Below are 24,355 nucleotides of genomic sequence, written 5' to 3' on the forward strand. Positions count from 1 at the left end.
CCGTCACGATGGCCGACGACAAGCCTGAAGACGCAGGCAAACCTGAAGACTTACAAATCGCTCCCGAATCCGGCCGCGCCAAGCGCACGCCGCCCACCATCGACCTCGAGGCGACCGAAGTGTCCACCCAGCCGCGCGAGACGGTGGGCGAGCCCGAGGCTGAGCCGGCCCCCGAGCAGGCCGCGCACGAGCCGGTCGGTGCCGACGAAGCCAAGCCTGACCTCGCCAAGCCTGACCTCGTCAAGCCTGACCAGCAGCCCGATCACGCCGAGGCGGCGGCCGCCGCTGCCGCTGTGGTCGCGTCCACGCCGGTGTCACCCTGGGTCATTGCTCCCTTCGCCGGCGCGGCCGGAGCCGCGATCGTGATCGCGGTGGGCTGGGTGCTGGGCTGGCCTGCCGTGCAGGCGCCGCCCGCCGCGCCGCAGGTGACCAGCGCGACGGTCGACGCGCTGAGCGGACGCGTGGCCGCGGTCGAAACCAGAACTGCCAAGCCCGCGGCGGATCCTGCCATCGTGGCGCGGATCGACGCGTTGGAAAAACTGGTCGGCGCGTTGCGCGGCGACGTCGCCAATCTGCGGGCACAATCCGACAAGACCGCGAGCGCGTTGAACGACGCGAAATCCGCGCCGCGCGATGTTGCAGCATCTTCCGATCTCGCCAACCGCGTCGAGGTGCTCGAGCGCGCCAGTAAAACCGAGCGCGCCGAGCTGGCACGGCAGGGCGAGAAGATGGACGACAAGCCGCTGCGCCATGTGGTGGCGGCGACCCTGCTCGACGTCGCCGTTCGGCATGGCGACCCGTATCAGTCGCAGTTGTCCGCGGCGCGGTCGCTGGCGAGCAAGCCGGATGTGCTGAAGCCGCTCGATACCTTCGCATCGTCAGGCATCCCGACGCCGGTCGCGCTGAGCCGCGAGCTGCTCAATATCGTGCCAAAGCTCTCTCCGCCGCCGGAAGCTCCCGCGGCCAACGCCGGCATCGTCGAGCGTCTCCAGGCAGGAGCGTCGAAGCTCGTCCGCATCGAGCGTACTGATGGCGTCGGCAACGACCGCGGCGCCATCGTCGCGCGGGTGACGGCCGCGGCGCTGCGCAACGACTTCGTCGAAGCGCGGCGCGAGCTCAAGACGTTGTCCGAGGCCGATCGCGCGCCGGCGCAGGCCTGGCTCGACAAGTCCGATGCCCGCGATGCCGCGCTCGCCGCGTCCCGCAAATTCGCCGACGATGCCATGGCGGATCTCGTCAAGCCCGCTCAATAAAGGTTCGCGCAACAATCTGCGCGTATAGGGATCGTCATGCTCCGCATCGTCCTCTTCCTCGTTTTGATTGCACTCGCAGGTGCAGGCGCGGCCTGGGTCGCCGAGCAGCCCGGCGAGGTCGTGATGACCTGGGGCGGCTGGCGAGCTTCGCCGACCATTCCGGCGTTCGTGCTCCTTCTCGGCGTGTTTGCCGTGGCGGTTGTCTTGCTCTGGAGCATCCTGACGACGCTCTGGCGCACGCCGGGGCGTTTGCGCCGCCGCAGTCGCGAGAAACGCCACGCGCGCGGACGCCACGCCATCACCCACGGCCTGCTCGCGATCGGTCACGGTGATACCGCGCTCGCCCGCCGGCATGCCGACACCGCGCGGCGGCTCGCCGGAAACGATCCGCTCGCGTTGCTGCTTCACGCGCAGTCGGCGCAGCTCGAAGGCAATCGCGACGAAGCGCAGCGCGCCTTCCGCGCCATGGCCGAGCGCGAGGATACGCGGCTGCTTGGTCTGCGCGGCCTGTTCATCGAGGCGCAGCGCGCCGACGATGCGGTCGGCGCCGTCATGATCGCCGAGGAAGCGATCAAGCTGTCGCCGTCCTCGACCTGGGCCTCGCATGCGGTGCTCGGATTCCGCTGCGCGCGCGGCGACTGGAGCGGAGCGCTTGCGATCCTCGATTCGAATCTGTCCGCGGGCCTGATCGACAAGCAGGCCTATCGCCGCCAGCGCGGCGTGCTGCTCACTGCGCGGGCGCTGGAGCTCGAGACCATGGACCGCGACGTCGCGCGCGAGAGCGTGATGGAGGCGATCAAGCTGGCACCGACCCTGGTGCCGGCCGCGGTGCTCGCCGCGAAATTCGAGAGCGAGGCGCATCAGGTGCGCCGCGCCATGAAGCTGGTCGAAGCGGCCTGGCTCGCCAATCCGCATCCCGATCTTGCGGATGCCTATGCGCATGTGAAGCTCGGCGATTCCGCGCGGCAGCGCCTGCAGCGGGTCGAGACGCTCGCGGCGAAAACGCCGGCCGACAAGGCAGGGCATGTCGAGGGCCAGCTCGCGATCGCGCGCGCCGCGATCGATGCCTCCGAGTTCGCGCGCGCCCGCGCGGTGCTGGCGCCTTACGTCAACGATCCGACCCAGCGCGTTGCGCTGCTGATGGCCGAGATCGAGCGCACCGAGCATGGCGACGGTGGCCGCGCCCGCGCCTGGACCTTGCGCGCCGTGCGCGCCCGCCACGATCCGGCCTGGACCGCGGACGGCTATGTCAGCGACCGCTGGCGTCCGGTTTCGCCGGTCACCGGCCGGCTCGATGCCTTCCAGTGGCAGACGCCGGTCGCGAGCCTGCCCTCGGACAGGGGCACGACGATTGAGTCCTCGGCGTTCGAGGAAGCCATGCTGGCAGCCCCGCCGCCGAAGCGGGTGACGGCGGCCCCGAGCGACAATCCGGTGGAACCGGCTTCGGCTGCGTCGACTCCCGCCGCACAGGACAATTCACCGCTGGCCGCCCTGGAAGAGCCGGCGGTCACACCGGCCGAGCCGGCCCCCGCGCCCGCCGAATCATCGTCCGTGGCGGCAACCCCGGTGTTCAGGACGCGTGCCGACCTCGGCAAGGCCGCGTCTGCCCCGATTTCCGCCGTCCTCCCGATCGTCCGCGCTCCAGATGATCCCGGGATCGATGACGAGGGGCCGAGCGATGAATTTACGGAACAAATCGGCACGCCCAAAGCCCAGGCCGGCGGCTGGCGCGGATTCTGGTCCCGCTGGGGCGCGTGAGCCGCATTTCGCGCCCCGCTTGTCCTTGCCAATTCGGGCCATGCCCGATATCAGAAGCGCGCGTATCGGAGCCGGCATCGCCCGGGCCCCGGCAAGGTTAGCCGCAATAGCTCAGTTGGTAGAGCACGTCATTCGTAATGACGGGGTCGGGGGTTCGAATCCCTCTTGCGGCACCAGCGCCCGCCGGTCGAGATTACCCGACGCCACAAGACCGTCGAACGGTTCTTCCTCAAGTCCGCACGCAGACCCATCAAATGCATGACGTGTTGGTCGTTGTCATTGCGATGCTGGCGTTCGGCGGCATCGGCCTGCCTTTCTGCCTGCTCCTTCCATCGCACCGGTTTTCGGTTCGATGGGCACTTGCTCCTCCGCTTGGCGTCGGGCTGCTGGCTGCGGCAACGGCTGTCTTTTACGTTCACGGCATCATCGCTCCATGGATGACCATGGTGCTTCTTCCGATCGCCGGCATTGCGCTCGCTGCGGCGTTTCTGGTCCGCAATCCGGTTGCGATTCCTCGCCGCATCGCCGTCGTCGGTGTGCTGTCGATCCTGCTCGTCGTCATCCTATGCCTGGCGCCGGCATGGACAGGCGGGGCGCGCTTCCGGGTGTTCCAGGGCAACGTCTACGACCACATGCTCTACGTCGGCGCGGCGGTCGCATATAGAGCTGTCGATTATGCCGATCTGGTCAGCCGTTCAGACGCCGTCCTGCCGGACCCAATCTTCCCGATGGCTCTGTGGTTCATCGACTGGCGCGGCGCGGTGTCGATGATGCTTGGCGCGATCGCGACGCTGACGCGCGGCAGTGTCGTCGATTGTGCCTATCCGTATATGGTCGCGTTTCAGATCAATATGCTGTTCGCGGCATTGTTCGTCTTCAGGAACGTGCTGTCGCTTGAACCGCGGGCGGCGGCCATCTGCGCTGCGGCGCTCACGATCGGATTCTTCGAGCAGTACGTCTTCGATATCAACGCAATGTCGCAACTGGCGGGGCAACCGCTGTTCCTGCTGGTGTTCGGTCTCGCCGTTCTCGCTTTCGACAAAGATCGGTTCGGCATCGGTATCGCGGCGATCGGCCGTATGATGGCAGTCTTCGCCGCACTGATCGCCGGCGTCTTCTTCCTGTATCCGGAGCCGCTCACCGTTTACGGACCGGCGATCGCGACCGCTTCCGTCGTCGCTCTCCGTCATCGCGGTGTCCGGCAGACCATACCCGCCGCCGCTGGAATGGGTGGCGGAATTGGCCTGGGTCTCCTGATATGTGCGCCGCTGTGGTCGGGAACAGGAGCCTATGTCGCAAGGGTTTTGAGTCAGGCAGCCGGCGAAACGCCGGATTGGTGGCAATACTTCCAGCGCTATCTGCTCGGGCGCGAAGAGTCTTATCTGGATGTCATCATCGCCCCGTCGAGCAGTCTCGGCCAGTTGATCTATGCTTGGTTTTCATGGCCGATCGAGGCCGTCATCGCCGCGCTTGGTCTGTTTGCGATCCTGCCGGCCTATGGTTGGCCGGTTGCGCTCGCCGTCGTCTGGAAGCTCATCCTGTATGGCTGCGTCGCGACGCTGCTGATGAATATCGCAGCTACGATTCTGCGGGCCTGGCGCGTCGATCCTGACTTGGCCAGGACCCGTTTTTGGCTCGGCAGCATTGTCGGCTGCGTTGTCCCACTCGGCATATTGGCGACGGGTCATGGCTGGGCTGCGGGCAAGGGGTTGGCCATGGTCGCGCCGCTGCTGTTCACGCTCGTCATCGCTCCGCTGGCGACGGCACCAGATCATTCCACCGGCGCCATCATGAGCCGCATCGTCGTGTTCGGCCATCTGTGCCTCGGCCTGGCGAGGCCTTTCCTGGTCACCGGCCATGGATTGCCGGGGCTGCCGACTGCGTCCGCCCAAGTGGAGATGCAAAAGGCGTCGCTTGACTGGGACTATCATCGACTTGGCGTGGAGATTGGTGCCTGCAAGGGCCTCGTGATCGAGACGTCGAACCCGATGATGCGCAATCTCCTGCGGCGTCTTGCCGTCGAAGCCGACGTTCCATGGGCCGCACCGAAGCCGACGGGTTGGCCGGGACGCAGGTCGGTCAGCGATTATTTTCCAACGGGTTGGGAGCAATTCGATTGCCTCGCATCGGCGGATCGATTGGTGGAAGCCAGCGGACGAAAGCTCATCGATCTCTCTGCCGAGCATACGGTGCGCGATTTTCTGAACGGGCGCCGCAACCAGCTCGACCTCGGACCGCGAACGCCGGCACAAATCATCAGGTCCGGGCTATACGATCGTGAAAAGACGCCGGGCGGCGATCTCCAGTGGGCGGGCCCGAAGGTCATGGTCGAACTTCCCAACACACCGTCTCCGGCACTATCGCTGCAATTCCGGCTATGGCCGATGCCGCTGTCCGGGGACCGGATGATACTGCGCGTCAATGGTACGGAGATTTACGCCGGATCACCGCCTCAATCGGTGCTGTCCCGTTCGCTCGAGCAGTTCTCGGGCGACGAGAAGCTGCGACTGGAAATCGAGATCAATGCGCCCACACATTTCCAGGGCGATCCACGCGAACTTGGCTTCGCCATCAGGGAGTTGAGTTTGCGCCGATAGTAAATTGGCGGTGCTGCTGCGCGAACAATCATGCCGGCCGGCGCTTCCAGGGTCACGCCCATCCATGTGATTTCCATCACATAATCCCGGCCGTATCTCCCGTAATGTCCCGGTCACGCAAACACGGGGAGATTTCACATGCGCAAGATCATTCTGGTTGCCGCCATGCTCCTGGCTTCCGCGTCTGCCCATGCGGGCGACCGCAGCCTGTCGCTGTCCACGGCAACGGCGGCTCCGCAAGCCACGACGACCACTGCCCCGACGACGCAAATCAGCGACGTCGCGCCGGTCGTCGAGGCTCCGAAATATGTCGATCGCCCGCCGGCGATCCCGGCTGCTCCGGCTCCCGCCGCTGCCCCTGCGCCCGCTGCAGCGGCCGCGCCTGTCGTGACCACGACGGCTTCAGCGCCGACCGCAACCCAGCCTGTGGCAAAGACGACGGCGAAAGCGAGCAAGCCGAAGCACCAGCACGCCTGGACCGAGCGCCGCATCATCGGCGAGCTGCATCGTCACGGCATCTACTGGTAAGCGGGCGTTCGCCACCACAAACTCCGTCATGCCCGGGCTTGACCCGGGCATCCACGTCTTTGTTGCTGATCCAAAAACGTGAATGGCCGGGACAAGCCCGGCCATAACGTGAAAGTTTTGGATCGGATCGATCGCGCTTACTGCGAAACCGTCTGCACCACGCTCGAGATCGGACGCGTGGTCGTGCTGGCGGTCGGCACCTTCATATCCTTCAGCACCGCCTCGTCATATTCCGGCAGCGACTGGAAGGTCGTCTTGGCCTTGATCTGCACGATCTTGTAACCACCGGCCTTCAGCCGCGCGAGCAGGGTCGGCAGCGCCTCGCCGGTGTGCTTCTGGAAGTCGTGCATCAGGATGATTCCCTTACCGAGCTTGTCGAGCTTGGTCATCACCGTCTCGACGATCTTCTCGGGGGTGGCGCCCTTCCTGAAGTCGAAGGAATCCAGATCGGTCGACCACATCGCGACGTTGCGGGTGCCGAGATAGCTCACCATGGCCGGATTGTGCTGAAGCTGCGGGAAGCGGAAGAACGGCGCCGGATTGGTGCCGAGCGCGAGCTTCACGGCGCTGAAACCCTTCTCGATTTCGTCCTTGGCCTGCTGCTCCGTCAACTTCTTGCTGTTCAGATTGAGGTGCGACCAGGTGTGCGTGCCGACCGTATGGCCCTGGGCCAGCACCTGGCGCAGGATTTCCGGATGCCAGCTCGCATGCTTGCCGACCGAGAAGAACAGGCCCTTGGCGCATTCATCCGCGAGCGCCTTCAGCACCGCGGGCGTGTTGACCGGCCACGGGCTGTCGTCGAAGGTCAGCACGACCTCCTTGTCGGTGAGGAAGTCGAATTGCTTGAACGTTTCGAAACCGAAGCCGGGGCCGCCGGTGGTGTCGATCTCGACCACGCGGGAAACGCCCAGCGCGTTCGGATTGGCGCAGGCCTGCTTCGGCTGCATCGGCATCGCCGGAGCGGGCGCAGGGACCGCTGCCTGAGCCATTGCCGTCGGCTTGGCCGCGATCGTCGCGGTGGTTGAGACGTCATCCTTGGCGGCAAGCTTGGCCGGTGCCGGCAATGGATCGGCGGCACGGGCGGCAATTGTCTTGGGAGCGCCCTGATCGGCGATCGAGGAATAATAAAACCAACCGCCGGCGGCGATCACGACCGCCGCAACTACACTGGCCAGCATCAGGCCCAACGCATTACGCATCGCTACTCTTTCCAATTACGCAACCAAACCGGCGGATTTTCCCGCGCGCCCGGCTATTAATGCGAAGGAACAGTTAACGTGACACCAACACGACGGCGTTTGCGCCGGTTTTTCAGCAGGGTGCGCCAACGTGACCGATGTCACATTCCGGGTGTGGCCCGTGACCGTCATCACAGTCGAAAGTGTTTTGCTGGAGCATCGTCAGTCCCATCAACAACGGGCGTTCGCCACGGCGGCGCCAATGGGAGCTTCAAATGACCACCTCGCTGAACACCAAGTCGTTCTCTGCCAAGTCCTCTACCAAGTCCTCTACCAAGTCCCTGACGAGCAAGATTCGCGACACCAGCCTGGCTCTGGGCTTTGCCGCCATCGTCTCGATCGTCTCGACGACCTCGAGCTTCGCCTTCTCGGCCGAAGCCCAGCAGCAGTGCACCGGCGACGCCTTCCGCCTGTGCTCGTCGGAAATCCCCAACATCCCGAAGATCACGGCGTGCATGATGAAGCACCGCACAGACCTGAGCGCCGGCTGCCGCGCCGTGATGGACAAGGATCTCGCCAAGGGCGCCTCACGCAAGGTCGCTGACGCCCAGGACAGTCAGTAAGAGGCAACCAGCAAGCGCGCGCGACGCATCGCGCGTCGTCGTCATCGAGCTCCCCTCGCGATGTGCCCCGGTATCAAGCCGGGGCCACGCGGCGGCGCCATGCAGCCCGCCAATAAAGCCGTTGCGGCTGAGAGATCGTCGCACTAGCTTCGCCCGCAGATCTTCCGGGTAAGAGGCATTACGCGATGACCAGATTCCTTTTCATTCTTCCTTTGCTCCTGTGCGCATCGGGCGCATCGGCGCAGCATCAGCCCGGACAGGACGCCTGCGCGCGCGATGTCACGCGCTTCTGTCGTCCGGTCATGAACAATGGCGATGGCGCCGTGCTCGCCTGCCTGAAGCAGAATCGCCCGAAGCTGAGCAAGGGCTGCGAAAAGGTGCTGACGGATCACGGGCAGTAAACCACCGCCGTCATTCCGGGGCGCGCAAAGCGCGAACCCGGAATCCATCGAGCAGCATACGCTTGGAGGAATGGATTCCGGGCTCGCGCCTGACGGCGCCGGAATGACGATCCAAATTAGGTGCTGCTTCCCGCCGCGCTCGCAACCACTGGCAACACCTCGGCGCCTGCGCGATCCGGCGTCTCTTCCTTCCAGCGCACCGAGCCGAACGGCCGTTCCAGCATGCGGCGGATCCGCACCGGATCGGGGCCGACGTGGAAATCGATCGCCTGCTGATGCAGCGCGCGCTCGGATTGGGTCGAACGGTTGCGCTGGCGCAGATAGTCGAACCAGGTCGGGCAGTGATAGCGCTCGGTCCACAATTCGGGATCGGCGATGTCGCGCGCGATCGACCAGCCATAGGCGCCGTTGCGCTGCCGGGAGAGCTGCACGTCCTGCATCACGTTGTGGAAGGCGCGCGCGTTCTCCTGAGATACCCGGTATTCGATCTCGACCACCAGGGGTCCGCTGCGGCCGGTGAGCGACAGCTTCACCTCGGGATCGGCCAGCACGTCGGCGTCCTCGTTGCGGGCGCCGACGCGCGGCATCGTGAGCCAGAAGCCGAGCACCGGCGAGATCAGCATCAGACCGGCGGCCGTCAGTAGCGCGATTTCGACGCCGGCATAGTCGGTGAGATGGCCCCAGCCCCAGGCGCCGATCGCGATGCCGCCGGAGATCGAGGCCTGGAACGCCGCGAGCGAGCGGCCGGCGACCCAGCGCGGCGCCGAGAGCTGCACGCCGATATTGAACAGTGCGATCGCGGCCATCCAGACCGCGCCCGCGAGCACCAGCGCAGCCGCGGTGAGCACCGGCTCGTTGCTGACCGCGAGCGCTGCCATCGCGAACGCCATCGAGATGGTGCAGGCGCGGATCGCGGCCTCACCGCTCATGCGCTTGCGCAGTTCGTGAATGTTGAGCGCGCCGATGACCGCGCCCATGCCGAAGGCGCCGAGCATGATGCCGTAGGTCTGCGCGCCGCCATGGAGCAGGTCGCGCGCGACCAGCGGCATCAGCGCCATCACGGCGCCGCCGATCAGCCCCATCACCAATGTGCGCAACAGCACGATCTTGATCGGCGGCGAATTGGTGATGTAGCGGAAGCCCGAGACCATGGCGCGGTTGAGCTTTTCCCGCGGCAGGCGTGACGGTTCGGTGTTGCGCCGCCACAGCAGCAACACCACCAGCAGCGGCAAATAGAGGATCGCATTGCAGGCGAAGGCCGCTACCGCGCCGAGCGAGGCGACGATGACGCCGCCGACCGCGGGACCGAAGCTGCGTGCGATATTGTAGCTGATGCCGTTCAGCGCGACGGCCGACGGCAGGGCTTCGGGCGGAACCTGCTCGCTGACCGAGGATTGCCACGCCGGTCCGAACAGCGCATTGCCGCTGCCCACCACGAAGCAGAAGACGAGCAGCGTTTCCGGGGTAGTCAGCTGGAGCCAGGCCAGCACCGTCAGCGCTGTCGCACCGACCAGCGCGATCGCGAGCGAAATCAAGGTGACGATACGGCGGTCATACATGTCGGCGATCGCGCCGGCCGGCATCGAGATCAGCATGATCGGCAGCATCAGCGCGGTTTGCACCAGCGCGACCTTGTCGGCCGAGGCCGCCATCTGCGTCATCGCCCAGGCCGCGCCCACGCCCTGGATCAGCAGGCCGAGATTGGAGAGCAGGCTGGCGAGCCAGATGCGCCGGAACAAGGTGTACCGCAGCGGGGCGGTGATGCCGTCGGCCGCAATTTTCTGACGGTTCGTCTGCTCGGTCATATCCCCTTCCATATCGGATGGCAGAAGTGCTCTGGGAGCGGTCCCTGGGTGATTCCGGCAAGTTCAGTGATGCCTGCGAAAGTCCTTCGCTGTCCAGTGGTTAGGCCGGTATAAGCGGTGCAAAGACTCGAGGTTTTGCCGGGAGGAACACATGAAGCTGTCGCGACGCACCATCCTGCAAGGGGCGGGCACCCTGCCCTTCGCAATTGCGAGCTTGCGGACGGGCGCGCTGGCCCAGAGTGCGCCCGCGGCGCAAAGCGCCGAGCCGCCGCCCATCCTGTTCGTCCACGGCAATGGCGATTATGACGCGCTCTGGATGACGACGCTGTGGCGGATGGAATCCAACGGCATCGCGCGCGATCGCATGATGGCGATCAATTTCACCGATCCCAATGCGCGTAGCGACGACAAGGTCGAGCAGGCCAACCGCTCCTCGACCGAGGACCAGCGCCGCGAGCTCGCCGGCGCCATCGCCGGGTTGAAGCGGCGCACGGGCGCGTCCCGCGTGGCGCTGGTTGGCAGTTCGCGCGGCGGCTATGCCATTCGCAATGTCATCAAGAACGGCGGTGCCGGGGATGTCAGCCACGCCGTCCTGTGCGGCACGCCCAATCACGGCGTGTTCGCGACTGACGATCAGCCCAACAGCGAATTCAACGGCCGCGGCGCGTTCCTGCGCGGTTTGAACGAGGGCGAGATCGAGGTGACGCCGGGCACGGCCTTCCTCACCCTGCGCAGCGACGGCATGGACAAATATGCGCAGGCCGACGGCCGCTTCATCGGCAAGCCCGGCACGTCGACCGGGGTCACCGTTGAAGGCCCCGAACTGAAGGGGGCCACCAATCTGGTGCTCGGCGCGCTCGATCATCGCGAGGTGGCGTTCCACCCCAGAGCCTTCCGCGAGATCTACAAGTTCATCGCAGGGCGCGAGCCTGCACGGATCGCGATTGTGCCGGAGCAGAGCGTCCGGTTGAGCGGTCTCGTCTCGGGCACGCCGGGTGGCGTGTCGACCAATCGGCCGGTGGCCGGTGCAACCGTCGATATCTTCCGCGTCGACCCCGAAACCGGTGAGCGCATGGGCAATGCCCTGCACAGCGCGAAGACCGGCGCGGACGGCCGCTGGGGTCCTGCGCAGGTCGAGCCGTCCTGGTCGCTCGAATTCGTCCTCGCGTCGCCGGATGCGCCGACGACGCATATCTACCGCTCGCCCTTCGCGCGTTCGTCTGAAATTGTCCATTTGCGCGCCGCGCGCCCGCTCGGGGCGGCTGATAAGGATGCCGGGGCGGTCGTGATCATGTCGCGGCCGCGCGGCTATTTCGGGCTGCCGCGGGACGTCGTGCTGTTGGACGGCAAGGAGCCGAAGGACGTCAAGCCGGGCGTGCCCACGGATTCGGCAGCGACCCTGCGCCTTCCGGCGAGCGAAGTCGGGCGTAACATCGTGGCTCAGTTCGGCGAAGAACGAATTGTGGCACGCCTCTGGCCTGCGTCCGAGAACAGGATTGCGATTGCCGAACTGACTTATTAGCTATTTGCCTGCGTCACATCTCTCGGGAGGGAGCCATGAATATCGCCAGTGTGCGTCGGCCCATCGTCCCTCCGACCCCGCCGCGTGCACCCGACGACATGTCGTTCCTCGGCCGGGTCGCGCTCCTCCGGCAGAACATGATCGCGACCTGGGGGCAGCGCGCCTATGAGGAAGACGTCATCAAGGGACGCTTCTTCCTGCAACACAGCTTCATCCTGAATCGTCCGGATGCGATCCGGCATGTGCTGCTCAGCAACTACGAAAACTACACGCGCACGCCGGCTGGCATCCGCATGCTGCGTCCCGTGCTCGGCGAAGGCCTCCTGATCGCGGAAGGCCAGGCCTGGACGTTTCAGCGCCGCACGCTCGCGCCGGCCTTCACGCCGCGCGCGACTGCGAACCTCGTTCCGCACATGACGGCGGTGCTCGACGAGACCATCGCGAAGCTCGATGCGCAGTCGGGCGCGCCGGTCGACCTGCGCGAAATCATGCAACGCATGACGCTGGAGATCGCCGGGCGTACGATGTTCTCGTTCGGCATGGACCGACACGGCCCGGCCTTGCGCAATTTCGTCGTGGAATATGGCGAGCGGCTCGGTCGGCCGTATTTCCTCGACATGCTGCTGCCGGTGTCGTGGCCGAGCCCGATGGATTTTCCCCGCGCCCGTTTCCGCAAGCGCTGGACCGAATTCGTCGCCATGCTGATCGCCGAGCGGCGCGCGATGGGCAAGAAGGACGGAGCGCCGCCGCGCGACCTGTTCGATCTCATGGATGCGGCGCGCGACCCCGAAACCGGCAAGGGCTTTTCCGACGAACAGCTGGTCGACGAGGTCGCGACCATGATTCTCGCCGGCCACGAGACCACCGCGACGGCGCTGTTCTGGGCGCTCTATCTGCTCGCGCTCGATCCCGATACGCAGGAGGAGGTGGCCTCCGAGACACGCGGCGAACATCTCGACAGCATGGCCGACATCGATCGCCAGAAACTCACCCGTGCGGTGATCGACGAGACGATGCGGCTCTATCCGCCCGCCTTCCTGGTCGCGCGGGCCGCGCGCGAGAAGGACAACGCGGCCGGCGTCGAGATCGGCAAGGGCGACATCATCATGATCGCGCCCTGGCTGCTGCACCGGCACGAGAAGCTGTGGGACCAGCCGAACGCGTTCATTCCGAAACGGTTCATGTCGAAAGAGGCGTCCGATCGTTTCGCCTATTTGCCGTTTGGCGCTGGCCCGCGCGTCTGCATCGGCGCGCCGTTCGCGCAGGCCGAGTCCGTGCTGGCGCTGGCGCGGTTGATCGGCGCGTTCCGCGTCGAGCTTGCCGACAGCATTCCCGTGATTCCCCATGGCGTCGTCACGACCCAGCCGGATCGTTCACCCCCGTTCCGTATCACCCGCCGGTGACAGACGTTGGTCTGGCCGATGGCGTGATCCATCCTGATAGAGTTACGCCATGAGCGACATCCAGGCCCAGTTTTCCGTTCTGAAGCAGACCGCCGACGCCAAGGTGGTCGATGCGATCGCGCGCCTGATCGATGATGGTGAGGATCACGAGCTCAACCGGGTCAACGTCCTCGATTTTTCCAGGGAGCACGGTCTGGACGAGGAGCAGGCAATTTCGGGCTTCCTGCATTCGGCGCGGCTCGGGCTGTTCGATCTCGGCTGGAACGTGCTGTGCCCGGGCTGCGGCGGCGTGCTGGGGGCGCATTCGACCCTGAAGGCGCTCAAGCCCGACGACTATCACTGCGCGCTCTGTGCCTGTGGCTACAAGGCCTCGGTCGACGATCAGGTCGAGGTCTCCTTCACCGTGAACCCGTGCGTGCGGCGCATCGCGGCGCACGATCCTGATACGCTTCCGGTGTGGGATTATTTCAGGCAGGTGTTCTGGAGTTCCGGCGTCGATTTCAACAAGGAATCGTTCGCGACGCTCGCCAACGAGGTGACGCTCGATACGATGGAGCTGCCGGCGGGTGAAAAGGCGACCATGTCGCTGCAGCTGCCGAACGACTTCATCATCATCTTCGAGCCGGTGACGCACGCCGCCCATTTCATTGACGTTCAGGGCGAGCCGACCAAGGACCGCCAGCAGCTCGCCATCATGTACAACAGGGTGCAGGCCCCGACGGGGACCACGACCATGCGGCCGGGACCGTTGCGGCTGTCGCTGGAGAACCAGGCCGGCGTGCGTGTGCTGCCGTCGGTGTTCATCGCGGCGGAGGCGCTTCATCACCTCATCGGCAAGCGCAAGCCGTTCCTCACCGCCAAGCGGATGCTGTCGAACCAGACCTTTCGCGACGTGTTCAAGGCGGACAATCTCAGTCTCGACCAGCGTCTGCAGATCACGTCGCTGACCTTCCTGTTCACCGATCTGAAGGGTTCGACCACACTCTACGAGCGCGTCGGCGATCTTGCCGCCTTCGATCTCGTGCGCGCGCATTTCCACGCGCTGCTCGAGATCATCTCCTCCGAGAAGGGCGCGGTGGTGAAGACGATCGGCGATGCCGTGATGGCGACCTTCGTCCGCCCCGAGCACGCCATCGTCGCCGGCTTGCGGATGCGCGCGGCGATGGACGAGCTCAACAAGAAGCGCGGCACCGACGATCTCATCGTCAAGATCGGCATCCATGAAGGCCCGTGCCTGGCGGTGATGCTCAACGAGCGGCAGGATTATTTCGGCCAGACCGTCAACATCGCCGCCCGCGTGCAGAGCCTGTCGACCGCGCAGGAGATCCACATCACCGGCCCGGTGCTGGATGCGCCGGCCGTGGCGGAAGTGTTGAAGCAGCGCGAGATCAGGCCGATCCAGAAGCAGGCCGCGCTGCGCGGCATCGCCGACAAGATGGTGGTGTACGAGATTCCGTGAGCCTTAACCGGTCATTCCGCGGCGATGCGTTAGCATCGAACCCGGAATCTCGAGATTCCGGGTTCGCGCTCCGCGCGCCTCGGAATGACGGCACCCAGATTGCCGAAACGTAATGCAGCGCGCGGAACTGACGCACGTTGCGCCGGTTGAGTTTCCTGCTCATATAATGCTGGTAACGCTGCACCCCTCTCGCGGCTTCATCGATTTCGGTAGGACCTCATGCTCGACGGCCTGCGCCAATTCATCGCCGACATTGTCGCTCCCCATGCCGGGGACCGCGCATTCGGCGACAGCGACTACCGGCTGGCGGCAACCGCGCTGCTGGTTCACGTGGTCTCGCTGGACGGCCAGCCGACGGCGGCCGAGCAGCGCAAGCTGCACAATTTGATCGAAAGCCATTTCGGGCTCGATCGCGGCACGGCGGACCGCCTGATCGCGGATGCGACCCAGGTCGAGGGCGAGGCGGTCGACCTCTATCACTTCACCAGCGTCATCATGCGCTCGCTCGACGAAGAGGGCCGCAAGCGGATCGTCCAGATGATGTGGGAGCTGGTCTATGCCGACGGCCAGGTCACCGAGTTCGAGGACAACGTGGTCTGGCGGGCCTCCGACCTGCTCGGGATTTCGCAGCGCGACCGGATCGACCTGAAGCATGCGGTCGCGGACCGGGTCGGCGGCCAGGTCAAGGATGGCGCCGTCGGCGGCTGAACCGCGCCAGCACGGCGATATTGCCGGTTGTGCGGACCACATGACGAAACTTTAATGTAGCTCGGGACCACCCGGGTTCCGGATTCCCCTGCAAATCCGCGGTTTTCCGCTCTCCCTGTCGCCCGCTCAAACCGCCATGCTGCGAGCGCCGCTTGCCTGCCGCGCACGGCCTATGCTCTCGTTCCGCCATTGCGGGGCCAAAAAACGTCAATTCAAGAGACTTCGATCGTGACTGAGCGGGTAACGTTGATCACCGGTGCCTCTGCGGGCATAGGCACGGAGCTGGCGCGTGTGTTCGCCGCGAATGGACACCGTCTCGCGCTGACGGCGCGGCGGGCGGACCGGCTGGAGGCGCTCGCGAACGAGCTCGCTGCCAAGGGCGGCAAGAAGCCGATCGTGATCGCCTGCGATCTCCAGCAAGCCGATGCCGGCGAGAAGATCGCCGCCGCGCTCGCCGCCGAAGGCGTCGAGCTCGATCATCTCGTCAACAATGCCGGCTTCGGCGTGTTCGGTGATGCGATCGAGTGCGATCGCGCCGAGCAGGTTGGCATCGTCGATGTCAACGTCCGGGCTCTGACGGAACTGTCCCTGCGCTTCGCCGATCAGCTCATCAGGAACAAGGGCGGTCTTCTCAACGTCGGCTCTGTCGCCGGCTTTCTGCCTGGCCCCGGCATGGCGGTGTACTACGCATCCAAGGCCTATGTGATTTCTCTGACCGAGGCGTTGCGGGCGGAGCTCGCGCCGCGCGGGGTTCGTGTCACGGTGCTTTGCCCGGGTCCGGTGCCCACTGAATTCCAGGCCCGTGCTCGCGTTGGATCCGGACACAATACGGCCCTTCTCAATGTTCCCGCGGCCGATGTGGCGCAGCAGGCCTATCGTGGGCTGATGGCCAACAAACGGGCAGTGCTGCCTGGCCTCGGCATCAAGATCGTGCCGTTCGCGCTGCGTTTCTTCCCGCGCGGCTTCATCCTGTCCGCAACAAGTCGGTTCCAGCGGCAGAGGCACTGAAGCGTCCGGAGTGGCCCGGAGCTTGCTCCGTTCGGAGCGTGTGTGCGCGAACTCACACGATGTTAACCATCGCTTAGCTATGCTGATGGTCTGAACCGATAGCACTCGCAGAGGCCATGTCGTTCCGGACGGACAGGTTTGGTGGCGCAGAGGTGGTGCCCTTCACGAGAAGGACGCCGGGCGCGGCCGCCTCCGCAACGAAGTTGCCGGTTCTCATCATTCTGCATCAGGAATCATCGACCCCGGGCCGCGTCGGCAATGCGCTCCGCGCGCTCGGCCACCGCCTCGACATCCGCCGGCCCCGCTTCGGCGATCCCCTGCCCGACACGCTCGACCGGCATGCCGGTGCCGTGGTCTTCGGGGGGCCGATGAGCGCCAATGATCCCGACGACTACATCCGCCGCGAGATCGACTGGATCGAAATTCCGCTTCGCGAACAGCGGCCGTTCCTCGGCATCTGCCTTGGCGCGCAGATGCTGGCGATGCAGTTAGGCGCCCGCGTCGCGCCGCACGCGCAGGCGCTGACCCAGATCGGCTACTACCCGATCCGTCCGACCGCCGCGGGGCATGCGCTCTGCCCGGCCTGGCCGGCGCAGGTCTATCACTGGCATCGCGAAGGCTTCGACCTGCCCGTCGGCACTGAGCTGCTTGCGGAAGGCGATGATTTTCCGGTTCAGGCGTTCCGCACGGGCAATGCTTTCGGCCTGCAATTTCACCCTGATGTGACCTACGCGATGATGCATTGCTGGACCACGCGCGGCTATGACGGTCTCAGCGCGCCTGGCGCGCGGCAGCGGCATCATCATTTCGCGGATCGTGCGGTCTACGATGCCGCCGAACGCGCCTGGCTTGCTCATTTCATCGACGGCTGGCTGGCGCGCCGGCCGGTGCTGGCGCAAGCCGCCGAGTGATCGCGGCTTCGCGCAAGCCCTTGCCTCATCCCTGGATATGCTAGGCTCGTTCCTAACGAGCGCGCGCGAACGCGCGCCGGCAGCAAAGGGAGAGCGTCATGGCTTACGAACACATTCTCTATGAGGTGAGCGACAAGATCGCGACCATCACGCTCAATCGCCCCGATCGTATGAATGCGTGGACGCCGGTCATGGAGCGCGACGTGCGTCACGCGATGGAAGCATCGAGCGCCGACGACAATGTCCGCGTCATCGTGCTCACCGGCGCGGGCCGTGCCTTCTGCGCCGGCGCCGACATGGATGCGCTGAAGGGGCTCGATCCCAACGACGTCAGGCGCGCATCGAACCTGCCGCCGTTCGACATGAACCGCCGTCCCGACTGGCAGACGCGCTACGGGTTCTATCCGTCGATTGGAAAACCGGTCATCGCCATGCTCAACGGCGCCACCGCCGGCATCGGCCTCGTCCACGCGCTCTATTGCGACCTGCGCTTTGCCGCCGACAACACCGTGTTCACGACAGCCTTCGCGCGGCGCGGGCTCATCGCCGAGCATGGCATGTCCTGGATGCTGCCGCACATCGTCGGCCATGCCAATGCGATGGATCTGTTGCTCTCGGCCCGGCGCGTCGGAAGCGACGAGGCGCTGCGGATCGGCCTGGTCAACCGGCTCTGCTCGCCCGAGAAGCTGCGCGATGAGACCTATGCCTATGCGCGCGACCTCGCCGACATGGTGTCCCCGAGCGCGATGGCCGTGATCAAGCGGCAGCTCTACGAGGTGCCGTTCCAGACCCTGGCCGAGGCGACGATCGAGGCGAACCGGGAGATGATGGTGGCGCTGAACGGCAGCGATTTCCGGGAGGGCGTCGCCAGCTTCATGGAGAAGCGGCCGCCGAGGTTTACGGGGAAGTAGGGGGCGGGGATCTGAGGAGGCAGCCCGGCTTCGCCCTGCGGGCTACGCCGCGGCAGCCTTCGCTACGAAGCGGCTTGCCGAGCCGAAGCAGGCGTAGCCTGCGAAGGCTGGTGGAGCCAGGCGGGATCGAACCGCCGACCTCGTCATTGCGAACGACGCGCTCTCCCAGCTGAGCTATGGCCCCTTTGCTGGCCGCTCTGGTTAATGCGGCCGACAACCGGGCGCCATTTAAGTCCCCGGCAAGGTCAAGTCAAGGACGGGTGTAACCCGGTTTTAGCCATCCCGGCACCGACTTCCCTTGTTTGGGCCTGACGGAACCGATATCTAGCAAAAGGCGTCAATCCTGACCGCAGCCAGAGTTTTCAAAAGCCAGAGTTCTTAAAAGCCATGCGTGCCGTTCTCGACATCGTCATCATCGTGCTCGACCTCTACGTCTGGCTGCTGATCGCCTCCGCGATCCTGTCCTGGCTGATCGCCTTCAACGTGGTGAACACCCGCAACCAGTTCGTTTCGGCGGTGGCGGAGTTCCTGTACCGGATCACCGAGCCGGTGCTGGCGCCGATTCGCAATTTCCTGCCCAGCCTCGGCGGCCTCGACATCTCGCCGATCATCCTGATCCTGCTCATCATGTTCACCGAGCGGGTGATCCTGTATTACATCTACCCGAACGTGATCTAAGCAGGCGGAGCGCCTTGGTTGCGAAAGAGCCCTGGCGCTATGCGGCCGCAGGAATCAGCATCGCGCTGCGGGTGACGCCGCGCGGCGGCCGGGACGCCATCGACGGGATCGAGCAGCTGGCCGACGGCCGCAGCGTACTCAAGGTGCGGGTGCGCGCGATCGCCGATGGCGGCGAAGCCAACAAGGCCGTTCTGGTCCTGCTGGCGAAATCGCTTGGTGTCCCCAAGGCCGCTGTCAAATTGCTATCCGGGGCGACCTCGCGGCTGAAGCAGATCGCGGTCGACGGAGATCCGGTGCGGCTCGGCGAAGCCCTGCGCCAGCTCGCATCAGCCCAATCAAGCGACTGAGGGAACTGACATGACCGCCAAAATCATCGATGGAAAAGTCATTGCGGCGGAACTCCGTGGCCGCGTCGCCGACGAGGTGGCCCGCGTCAAGCGCGAGCACGATCTGGTGCCGGGTCTCGCAGTGGTCCTGGTCGGCAATGATCCCGCCAGCGAGGTCTATGTCCGCTCCAAGCACACCCAGACCCAGGCCGCCGGCATGGCCTCGTTCGAGCACAAGCTGCCGGCCGACGTGTCTCAAGCGGACCTGCTGGCCGTCGTCTCAAAACTCAACCGCGATCCGGCGGTGCACGGCATCCTGGTGCAGCTGCCGCTGCCGAAGGGGCTGAACACCGAGGCCGTCATCAACGCCATCGACCCCGCCAAGGACGTTGACGGCCTGCATCCGAACAATGCCGGCCGGCTCGCCGGCGGCTTTGAGGCGCTGTCACCCTGCACGCCGCTCGGCTCGATCATCCTGACCAAGAGCGTGCACGCTTCGCTCGAAGGCATGAACGCCATCGTCATCGGCCGCTCCAATCTGGTCGGCCGTCCCTTGGTGCAGCTGTTGCTGAACGAGAACGCCACGGTGACCATCGCGCATTCGCGCTCGCGCGATCTGCCCGGGCTCGTGAAGCGCGCCGACCTCGTCTATGCCGCGGTCGGCAAGCCGGAGATGGTGCGCGGCGACTGGCTGAAGCCGGGCGCGACCGTGATCGATATCGGCATCAACCGTATTCCGAAGGAGGATGGCAAGACGCGCCTCGTCGGCGACGTCGCCTATCAGGAAGCGCTCGCCGTCGCCGGCGCGATCACGCCGGTGCCGGGTGGCGTCGGCCAGATGACCGTGGCGTGCCTGCTGGTGAATACGCTGCGCGCGGCCTGCGCGATCGCGGGCCTGCCGAAGCCGGCAGTGTAGCAGTTGAAGTTCTCGTGCCCCGGACGCAGCGCAGCGTGACATAAGCGCGTTTAACGCGCGTCTTCGACGCGCTATGGCGCTGCTGAGCCGGGGCCCATGCTTGCGGCCTTCTGGGTCCCGGCTCAGCGTCGCGTCATTGCATGCCGCGCCGCGTCCGGGACATGGTGCCTCAGCCCTTCTTCTTCTTCTCGCGCTCGATGCCTTCGAGGATCAGCTTCTGTGCGTCTTCCGGGCCGCCCCAGCGCAGGATCTTCACCCACTTGCCCTTCTCGAGATCCTTGTAGTGCTCGAAGAAGTGCTGGATCTGCTGCAGCGTGATGTCGGGCAGGTCGGAGTACGACTTCACCTTGTCGTAGCGCTGCGTCAGCTTCGACGACGGCACCGCCAGGATCTTCTCGTCGCCGCCGGCTTCGTCTTCCATGAAGAGCACGCCGACCGGGCGCACGCTCATGACGGCGCCCGGGATGATGGCGCGGGTGTTGATGATCAGCACGTCGCAGGGGTCGCCGTCATCGGACAGCGTGTGCGGGATGAAGCCGTAGTTACCGGGGTAACGCATCGGCGTGTAGAGGAAGCGGTCGACCACCAGCGTGCCGGCTTCCTTGTCCATCTCGTATTTGATCGGTTCGCCGCCCACGGGGACTTCGATGATGACGTTGACGTCGTGGGGGACGTTTTTCCCGATCGAGACCGCATCGATACGCATTCAAGGCTCCGTTGTTGCCGAGGTTAAATCGCGCCCGGCAGCGATTTTGGCGCTGTCATACGCGGGCTTGGCCCGCCAATCCATCGCGTTTTTGTGAAATAATGAATCCAGCGATCACCGGCCCGAAGGTCAACGGTATCGACGGATGGGGAACGCTGCCGGCCAGTGTTTCAGCAGCTCAATTGGTCCAGGCGAAGGCAACCTTGTCGAGCGACTTCGGCCCGAACCGCTCGGAGGAGCGCGCCACCATGCGGCCGCCCAGCGCCCGATAGAACTCGGTGGCGGGATCGTTGTCCGAGAGCGCCCACACCACCATGCTCTTGAGCCCGCTCTGCATCAGGTCGCGGCGAGCCGCGGTGAACAGGCGACGGCCGAAGCCGAGACCCTGAAATTCGGGACGCAAGTACAGCTCGTAGATCTCTCCGTCGAAATGCAGGCTGCGGGCGCGGTTGCGGCCGTAATTGGCGTAGCCTGCGATCTTGTCGCCGAACACGAGCACGCTGACGCGGCTGCCCTTGCGGATGGCGCTGTCCCACCATTGCGGGCCGCGACGGTTGATCAGCTTCTCCAGCTCACCGCCGGGAATGATGCCCTGATAGGCGGAACGCCAGGCTTCGTCATGGGTGGACGCCACCGCAGTTGCATCTGCAGCTTTGGCCGGCCGGACCTCGATCAGGGTTGTGCTCATGGGCGTGATCAAACCAAGTCGCCGCGCCGGCGGCAAGACCTATCGTTAATTATCGGTTAACGTGTGGACTTTCTGCATCAGTCTTTTAACCATGTTGTACCGAAAAAAGACAGCGCGCCATTTCGAATGGTACTTGCCTGCCATGCGTCGGTGCGAAACTGCCTTTCGGCAACGCATGAACGGCGATGGCAACGCAGAAAGTCCGCCCGGAATGATTCGTTCCGACTAGTCTGGCTGTCGTTGTCCGTGTTCGCCTCCGGCCATTCATGCGGCTCTTCAACATCCTCGCGCTCTTGCCTCTGCTGTCCCTGCTGACCGCGTCGCCTCTGTGCGCCCAGGTCACGCTTGGGTCGTCGGGCGCGGAGGGCGAACCGTTTCGCCGGCAAGAGTGGCGCGTGCCGTCACCGGATACCGACATCGCCGCGCATGCGCTGCTGTTCCGCCCGCCTGGCGCGGGTCCGTTTCGGCTCGCCGTCATCGCGCATGCCTCGACGCAGAACGTGTTGCGTCGCGCGCAAATGCCGCAGCCGGAATACCGCGCGCTCGCAGCGTTTCTGGTCGCGCGCGGCTTTGCCGTGCTGGTGCCGGAGCGGCTCGGCCATGGCGCGACCGGCGGCCGCTATGTCGAGGACCAGGGCGGCTGCGACGAAGCGGACTATGCGCGTTCTGCCCGCGCCACGGCCGACGAGATTTCGCGCGCACTGGAGTTCTTGCGCAACCAGGATTTCATTCGCAAGGATGCCGCGGTGGTGATCGGCCATTCCGCCGGCGGCTGGGGCGCGCTGGCGCTTGCCGGCGCTGATCCGAATGTGATCTCCGCGATCGTCGCGTTTGCGCCGGGGCGCGGCGGCCATGCCAATGACGAGGCAAACCGGATCTGTGCGCCACAGACGCTGCTTGCTGCTGCGGCCGAGTTCGGCAAGCCGGCGCGCATTCCCGTCACATGGCTGGTTGCGGCCAATGACAGCTATTTCGCGCCGGCGTTTTCGCGAAGACTGGCGGATGCGTTTCGCGGCGGCGGCAAGGTCGATTTTCGCACCCTACCTGCGATAGGCAGCGAGGGCCATTGGATGATCGAGCTCGAGACGGGTGTGAAAGCCGCGCGCGGCGAGCTCGACCGCGCCCTCGACCAAACCAAGTCAGCTAGGTCGTACAAACCATGATGCCGAAATGGCCCGACGATGACGTGATCCTGTTCGACGGCGTCTGCATCTTCTGCTCGCGCTGGGTGCGGTTCGTCGCTGCGCGCGATAAGGCCAAGCGGTTTCGCTTCACGCCGATCCAGTCGGACTACGGCGCGAAGCTCGCGCGCAACTTCGGTATTGATCCCGATGACCCCGACACCAATGCCGTGGTCCATGGCGGCGAGGTGTACATGACGTCCGACGCTGCACTGACAGTCTTATCGCAGCTCCCCGGTTGGGGCTGGGTGAGTGCGCTGTTCGCCGTGCCGAAGCCGCTGCGGGACCCCGTGTACAGCCTCATCGCGCGCAACCGCTACCGCGTCTTTGGAAAGTACGATGCGTGCTTCGTGCCCGATGCCGACTTGCGGGCGCGGGTGATCGAGTGACTCGTCATTGCTTCGCTGCGCGCTGCGCTCGCAATGACAGAGTTCGTGGTTATGGTTTGCGTAGAGCCGTGAGCACTTCTCCCGCTGCCCGCTCGCCGCTGTCTCGCGCCCCATGCGCCGTCGTGAAGAAATTTGGCGACGTGGCTTCGCCGGCAAAGAACAGCCGTCCATCCACCGGCGCGGCCAGCACGGCGCGGTCGCCGGCGTGTCCAGGCAGGGCGTGCGAGTAGGAGCCTCTCGCAAACGGATCATGCGCCCAGCGCGACTCGTAGAGCGGCTTCAGCTTGCGGCGGATGTCGTTGCCGAGAAAGCCTGCAATTTCGTCGATGCTGTGCGCGGCGATGGCGCCTGCGCCGGCATCTTCCAGCTCGCGGGCAAAACTGCCGCCGAAAAAGCCTTCGATGCAGGGCTGGCCGAACGGACGGATGTGATAGGTGCCCATCTCGGTGCGCATGGTGGCGCCGCGCAGATTGCCTTCCTTCGGGAAGGCTTCGGCGTCGTCGAGTGCCAGCGTCACCTTGTCGTCGACACCGAGTGGCAGGCCGGCCGCCGCATCGACCTTGGCGGGGAGCGGCGGCGAGAAATGGATGGCTTCGTCCGCGATCAGATTCGTCGGCACCGTGACGATCACCTTGTCGATGGCCAGATTGCCCTGCGATGTCGTGAGGCGGATGCGCTGGCCGGAATGATCGATCAGCGTGACGTTGCAGTTCAGCGCCACCGGGCAGGGCGCGCCATAAGCGGCGATCAGGGCGCCGTAGCCGCGCCGGACACGCCAGTTGAGGTCGCTGTCCTCATAAGCGTCCCAGTCCAGCGTCGACATGTCCTTCAGTTCGCAGCCGTTGATATAGGTCGAGACTGCGTCGATCATCGGGTTCCAGCGGTTGCCGGGCTCCAAACTCCGGCTCGCGGGCTCGTCCTTGCCCTTTTGCGCGGCTTGCCAGAGACGCTGATAGAACGCGTCCATCGCGCGCATGAAATCGTCGCGCTTCTCTTTCGGAAATGCGTTGCCGAAAGCGCGCTCGCGCCAGGGCGGCAGGTCCTTGTTGACCTCGAAATCGAGTTTTCGCGCGATATCGACGAAGGAGTTTTTGTCGGCGGAGTGCAGCCAGCCGCAGCCGACGTCGAACGTGACTTCAGGTGAGGCCTGCACGGTCCAGGCCCGGCCGCCGAGACGACCGCGCGCTTCCAGCACGATCACGGAGAGGCCGGTGCCTTGCAGCGCATGCGCGGCGCCGAGGCCGGCGGCACCCGCGCCGATGATGGCGACGTCGACGGATGAGGGGAGAGAACCCATGGGCGGGCTCTAGCACGTTCGTGGGGTGTGCTGAAGCCGGCCAGATATGCAGCTCTCGTGTCCCGGACGCGGTGCGGCGTGTAACGCCGCTCCGCAGAGCCGGGACCCA

At 65.2% G+C, this 24,355-nt stretch carries 23 protein-coding genes and 2 tRNA genes; 19 read left to right on the forward strand and 6 right to left on the reverse strand.

Annotated features, from left to right (window positions below; genetic code table 11):
* The first annotated feature begins 8 nt into the window (after window positions 1-8).
* The 5 genes from F8237_RS15775 (at window position 9) to F8237_RS15795 (ending at window position 6,136) form a co-directional block, all read left to right on the forward strand.
* A complete protein-coding gene (locus F8237_RS15775; RefSeq protein WP_151645999.1) occupies window positions 9-1,253 on the forward strand; it encodes a COG4223 family protein in 1,245 nt (414 codons plus the stop codon).
* 36 nt (window positions 1,254-1,289) lie between these two features.
* The gene (locus tag F8237_RS15780; protein ID WP_151646001.1) at window positions 1,290-3,011 is read left to right on the forward strand and encodes a heme biosynthesis protein HemY; all 1,722 of its coding nucleotides are present in this window, start codon (window positions 1,290-1,292) and stop codon (window positions 3,009-3,011) included.
* A gap of 100 nt (window positions 3,012-3,111) precedes the next feature.
* Window positions 3,112-3,187 (forward strand) — tRNA-Thr (locus tag F8237_RS15785).
* A 78-nt stretch (window positions 3,188-3,265) separates the two neighbouring features.
* Window positions 3,266-5,608 carry a hypothetical protein gene (locus F8237_RS15790; RefSeq protein WP_151646003.1) on the forward strand — a complete coding sequence of 781 codons (2,343 nt, stop codon included), beginning with the start codon at window positions 3,266-3,268 and terminating at the stop codon, window positions 5,606-5,608.
* Window positions 5,609-5,746: 138 nt separating this feature from the next.
* Window positions 5,747-6,136 carry a hypothetical protein gene (locus tag F8237_RS15795; RefSeq protein WP_151646005.1) on the forward strand — a complete coding sequence of 130 codons (390 nt, stop codon included), beginning with the start codon at window positions 5,747-5,749 and terminating at the stop codon, window positions 6,134-6,136.
* A gap of 137 nt (window positions 6,137-6,273) precedes the next feature.
* Here F8237_RS15795 and F8237_RS15800 read toward each other — a convergent pair whose 3' ends face one another.
* A complete protein-coding gene (locus F8237_RS15800; protein ID WP_151646007.1) occupies window positions 6,274-7,335 on the reverse strand; it encodes a polysaccharide deacetylase family protein in 1,062 nt (353 codons plus the stop codon).
* Between the two features lie 254 nt (window positions 7,336-7,589).
* Between F8237_RS15800 and F8237_RS15805 the strand changes: the two genes are divergently transcribed.
* Both F8237_RS15805 and F8237_RS15810 read left to right on the forward strand, forming a co-directional pair.
* Window positions 7,590-7,937 carry a hypothetical protein gene (locus tag F8237_RS15805; RefSeq protein ID WP_151646009.1) on the forward strand — a complete coding sequence of 116 codons (348 nt, stop codon included), beginning with the start codon at window positions 7,590-7,592 and terminating at the stop codon, window positions 7,935-7,937.
* 185 nt (window positions 7,938-8,122) lie between these two features.
* Entirely contained in the window at window positions 8,123-8,338 is a 216-nt protein-coding gene (locus F8237_RS15810) for a hypothetical protein (protein ID WP_151646011.1), read from the forward strand.
* A gap of 116 nt (window positions 8,339-8,454) precedes the next feature.
* Here the strand turns inward: F8237_RS15810 and F8237_RS15815 are convergent, their stop codons facing one another.
* Entirely contained in the window at window positions 8,455-10,143 is a 1,689-nt protein-coding gene (locus tag F8237_RS15815) for an MFS transporter (protein WP_151646013.1), read from the reverse strand.
* Between the two features lie 151 nt (window positions 10,144-10,294).
* Here F8237_RS15815 and F8237_RS15820 point away from each other — a divergent pair, with 151 nt between their 5' ends.
* The 7 genes from F8237_RS15820 (at window position 10,295) to F8237_RS15850 (ending at window position 18,065) form a co-directional block, all read left to right on the forward strand.
* Window positions 10,295-11,665, forward strand: coding sequence for a hydrolase (locus tag F8237_RS15820; RefSeq protein ID WP_151646015.1), 1,371 nt, complete (start codon window positions 10,295-10,297; stop codon window positions 11,663-11,665).
* A 35-nt stretch (window positions 11,666-11,700) separates the two neighbouring features.
* Entirely contained in the window at window positions 11,701-13,068 is a 1,368-nt protein-coding gene (locus tag F8237_RS15825) for a cytochrome P450 (RefSeq protein WP_151646017.1), read from the forward strand.
* 49 nt (window positions 13,069-13,117) lie between these two features.
* Window positions 13,118-14,527, forward strand: a complete 1,410-nt coding sequence (locus F8237_RS15830; RefSeq protein ID WP_151646019.1) for an adenylate/guanylate cyclase domain-containing protein — start codon at window positions 13,118-13,120, stop codon at window positions 14,525-14,527.
* Between the two features lie 219 nt (window positions 14,528-14,746).
* Complete coding sequence (locus F8237_RS15835) at window positions 14,747-15,235, forward strand: tellurite resistance TerB family protein (RefSeq protein ID WP_151646021.1); 489 nt, start codon at window positions 14,747-14,749, stop codon at window positions 15,233-15,235.
* A 228-nt stretch (window positions 15,236-15,463) separates the two neighbouring features.
* The gene (locus tag F8237_RS15840; RefSeq protein WP_151646023.1) at window positions 15,464-16,243 is read left to right on the forward strand and encodes an SDR family NAD(P)-dependent oxidoreductase; all 780 of its coding nucleotides are present in this window, start codon (window positions 15,464-15,466) and stop codon (window positions 16,241-16,243) included.
* 116 nt (window positions 16,244-16,359) lie between these two features.
* On the forward strand, window positions 16,360-17,154 hold the full coding sequence (locus F8237_RS15845) for a glutamine amidotransferase (protein WP_151646025.1): 795 nt from the start codon (window positions 16,360-16,362) through the stop codon (window positions 17,152-17,154).
* Window positions 17,155-17,252: 98 nt separating this feature from the next.
* Complete coding sequence (locus F8237_RS15850; RefSeq protein ID WP_151646026.1) at window positions 17,253-18,065, forward strand: enoyl-CoA hydratase; 813 nt, start codon at window positions 17,253-17,255, stop codon at window positions 18,063-18,065.
* A gap of 108 nt (window positions 18,066-18,173) precedes the next feature.
* Here the strand turns inward: F8237_RS15850 and F8237_RS15855 are convergent.
* Window positions 18,174-18,249 (reverse strand) — tRNA-Ala (locus F8237_RS15855).
* 203 nt (window positions 18,250-18,452) lie between these two features.
* Between F8237_RS15855 and F8237_RS15860 the strand changes: the two genes are divergently transcribed.
* From F8237_RS15860 to folD, 3 genes are read left to right on the forward strand one after another with little or no spacing between them, the layout of a single operon-like run.
* The gene (locus F8237_RS15860) at window positions 18,453-18,743 is read left to right on the forward strand and encodes a YggT family protein (RefSeq protein WP_151646028.1); all 291 of its coding nucleotides are present in this window, start codon (window positions 18,453-18,455) and stop codon (window positions 18,741-18,743) included.
* A 14-nt stretch (window positions 18,744-18,757) separates the two neighbouring features.
* On the forward strand, window positions 18,758-19,090 hold the full coding sequence (locus F8237_RS15865; RefSeq protein WP_151646030.1) for a DUF167 domain-containing protein: 333 nt from the start codon (window positions 18,758-18,760) through the stop codon (window positions 19,088-19,090).
* 10 nt (window positions 19,091-19,100) lie between these two features.
* Entirely contained in the window at window positions 19,101-19,985 is an 885-nt protein-coding gene (gene folD, locus F8237_RS15870) for a bifunctional methylenetetrahydrofolate dehydrogenase/methenyltetrahydrofolate cyclohydrolase FolD (RefSeq protein WP_151646032.1), read from the forward strand.
* A 169-nt stretch (window positions 19,986-20,154) separates the two neighbouring features.
* Here folD and ppa read toward each other — a convergent pair whose 3' ends face one another.
* Together ppa and F8237_RS15880 are read right to left on the reverse strand one after the other, a co-directional pair.
* A complete protein-coding gene (ppa, locus tag F8237_RS15875; protein ID WP_151646034.1) occupies window positions 20,155-20,691 on the reverse strand; it encodes an inorganic diphosphatase in 537 nt (178 codons plus the stop codon).
* Window positions 20,692-20,869: 178 nt separating this feature from the next.
* On the reverse strand, window positions 20,870-21,379 hold the full coding sequence (locus F8237_RS15880; RefSeq protein WP_014490714.1) for a GNAT family N-acetyltransferase: 510 nt from the start codon (window positions 21,377-21,379) through the stop codon (window positions 20,870-20,872).
* A gap of 266 nt (window positions 21,380-21,645) precedes the next feature.
* Here F8237_RS15880 and F8237_RS15885 point away from each other — a divergent pair, with 266 nt between their 5' ends.
* Both F8237_RS15885 and F8237_RS15890 read left to right on the forward strand, forming a co-directional pair.
* Window positions 21,646-22,542, forward strand: coding sequence for an alpha/beta hydrolase family protein (locus tag F8237_RS15885; RefSeq protein ID WP_151646036.1), 897 nt, complete (start codon window positions 21,646-21,648; stop codon window positions 22,540-22,542).
* On the forward strand, window positions 22,542-22,949 hold the full coding sequence (locus tag F8237_RS15890) for a thiol-disulfide oxidoreductase DCC family protein (protein WP_151650563.1): 408 nt from the start codon (window positions 22,542-22,544) through the stop codon (window positions 22,947-22,949). Before F8237_RS15885 ends, F8237_RS15890 begins: the two co-directional genes overlap by 1 nt.
* Window positions 22,950-22,998: 49 nt before the next feature.
* Here the strand turns inward: F8237_RS15890 and F8237_RS15895 are convergent, their stop codons facing one another.
* Window positions 22,999-24,246 carry a flavin monoamine oxidase family protein gene (locus F8237_RS15895; protein WP_151646038.1) on the reverse strand — a complete coding sequence of 416 codons (1,248 nt, stop codon included), beginning with the start codon at window positions 24,244-24,246 and terminating at the stop codon, window positions 22,999-23,001.
* Window positions 24,247-24,355: the final 109 nt, after the last annotated feature.

The sequence above is a fragment of the Bradyrhizobium betae genome (assembly GCF_008932115.1).
Lineage (GTDB): Bacteria > Pseudomonadota > Alphaproteobacteria > Rhizobiales > Xanthobacteraceae > Bradyrhizobium > Bradyrhizobium betae.

Excerpts from the sequence above, each read along its gene's own strand:
- F8237_RS15775 (WP_151645999.1), top strand. The coding sequence starts at position 9 with ATGGCCGACGACAAGCCTGAAGACGCAGGCAAACCTGAAGACTTACAA.
- F8237_RS15780 (WP_151646001.1), top strand. The coding sequence starts at position 1,290 with ATGCTCCGCATCGTCCTCTTCCTCGTTTTGATTGCACTCGCAGGTGCA.
- F8237_RS15790 (WP_151646003.1), top strand. The coding sequence starts at position 3,266 with ATGCATGACGTGTTGGTCGTTGTCATTGCGATGCTGGCGTTCGGCGGC.
- F8237_RS15795 (WP_151646005.1), top strand. The coding sequence starts at position 5,747 with ATGCGCAAGATCATTCTGGTTGCCGCCATGCTCCTGGCTTCCGCGTCT.
- F8237_RS15800 (WP_151646007.1), bottom strand. The coding sequence starts at position 7,335 with ATGCGTAATGCGTTGGGCCTGATGCTGGCCAGTGTAGTTGCGGCGGTC.
- F8237_RS15805 (WP_151646009.1), top strand. The coding sequence starts at position 7,590 with ATGACCACCTCGCTGAACACCAAGTCGTTCTCTGCCAAGTCCTCTACC.
- F8237_RS15810 (WP_151646011.1), top strand. The coding sequence starts at position 8,123 with ATGACCAGATTCCTTTTCATTCTTCCTTTGCTCCTGTGCGCATCGGGC.
- F8237_RS15815 (WP_151646013.1), bottom strand. The coding sequence starts at position 10,143 with ATGACCGAGCAGACGAACCGTCAGAAAATTGCGGCCGACGGCATCACC.
- F8237_RS15820 (WP_151646015.1), top strand. The coding sequence starts at position 10,295 with ATGAAGCTGTCGCGACGCACCATCCTGCAAGGGGCGGGCACCCTGCCC.
- F8237_RS15825 (WP_151646017.1), top strand. The coding sequence starts at position 11,701 with ATGAATATCGCCAGTGTGCGTCGGCCCATCGTCCCTCCGACCCCGCCG.
- F8237_RS15830 (WP_151646019.1), top strand. The coding sequence starts at position 13,118 with ATGAGCGACATCCAGGCCCAGTTTTCCGTTCTGAAGCAGACCGCCGAC.
- F8237_RS15835 (WP_151646021.1), top strand. The coding sequence starts at position 14,747 with ATGCTCGACGGCCTGCGCCAATTCATCGCCGACATTGTCGCTCCCCAT.
- F8237_RS15845 (WP_151646025.1), top strand. The coding sequence starts at position 16,360 with ATGTCGTTCCGGACGGACAGGTTTGGTGGCGCAGAGGTGGTGCCCTTC.
- F8237_RS15850 (WP_151646026.1), top strand. The coding sequence starts at position 17,253 with ATGGCTTACGAACACATTCTCTATGAGGTGAGCGACAAGATCGCGACC.
- F8237_RS15860 (WP_151646028.1), top strand. The coding sequence starts at position 18,453 with ATGCGTGCCGTTCTCGACATCGTCATCATCGTGCTCGACCTCTACGTC.
- folD (WP_151646032.1), top strand. The coding sequence starts at position 19,101 with ATGACCGCCAAAATCATCGATGGAAAAGTCATTGCGGCGGAACTCCGT.
- ppa (WP_151646034.1), bottom strand. The coding sequence starts at position 20,691 with ATGCGTATCGATGCGGTCTCGATCGGGAAAAACGTCCCCCACGACGTC.
- F8237_RS15880 (WP_014490714.1), bottom strand. The coding sequence starts at position 21,379 with ATGAGCACAACCCTGATCGAGGTCCGGCCGGCCAAAGCTGCAGATGCA.
- F8237_RS15885 (WP_151646036.1), top strand. The coding sequence starts at position 21,646 with ATGCGGCTCTTCAACATCCTCGCGCTCTTGCCTCTGCTGTCCCTGCTG.
- F8237_RS15890 (WP_151650563.1), top strand. The coding sequence starts at position 22,542 with ATGCCGAAATGGCCCGACGATGACGTGATCCTGTTCGACGGCGTCTGC.
- F8237_RS15895 (WP_151646038.1), bottom strand. The coding sequence starts at position 24,246 with ATGGGTTCTCTCCCCTCATCCGTCGACGTCGCCATCATCGGCGCGGGT.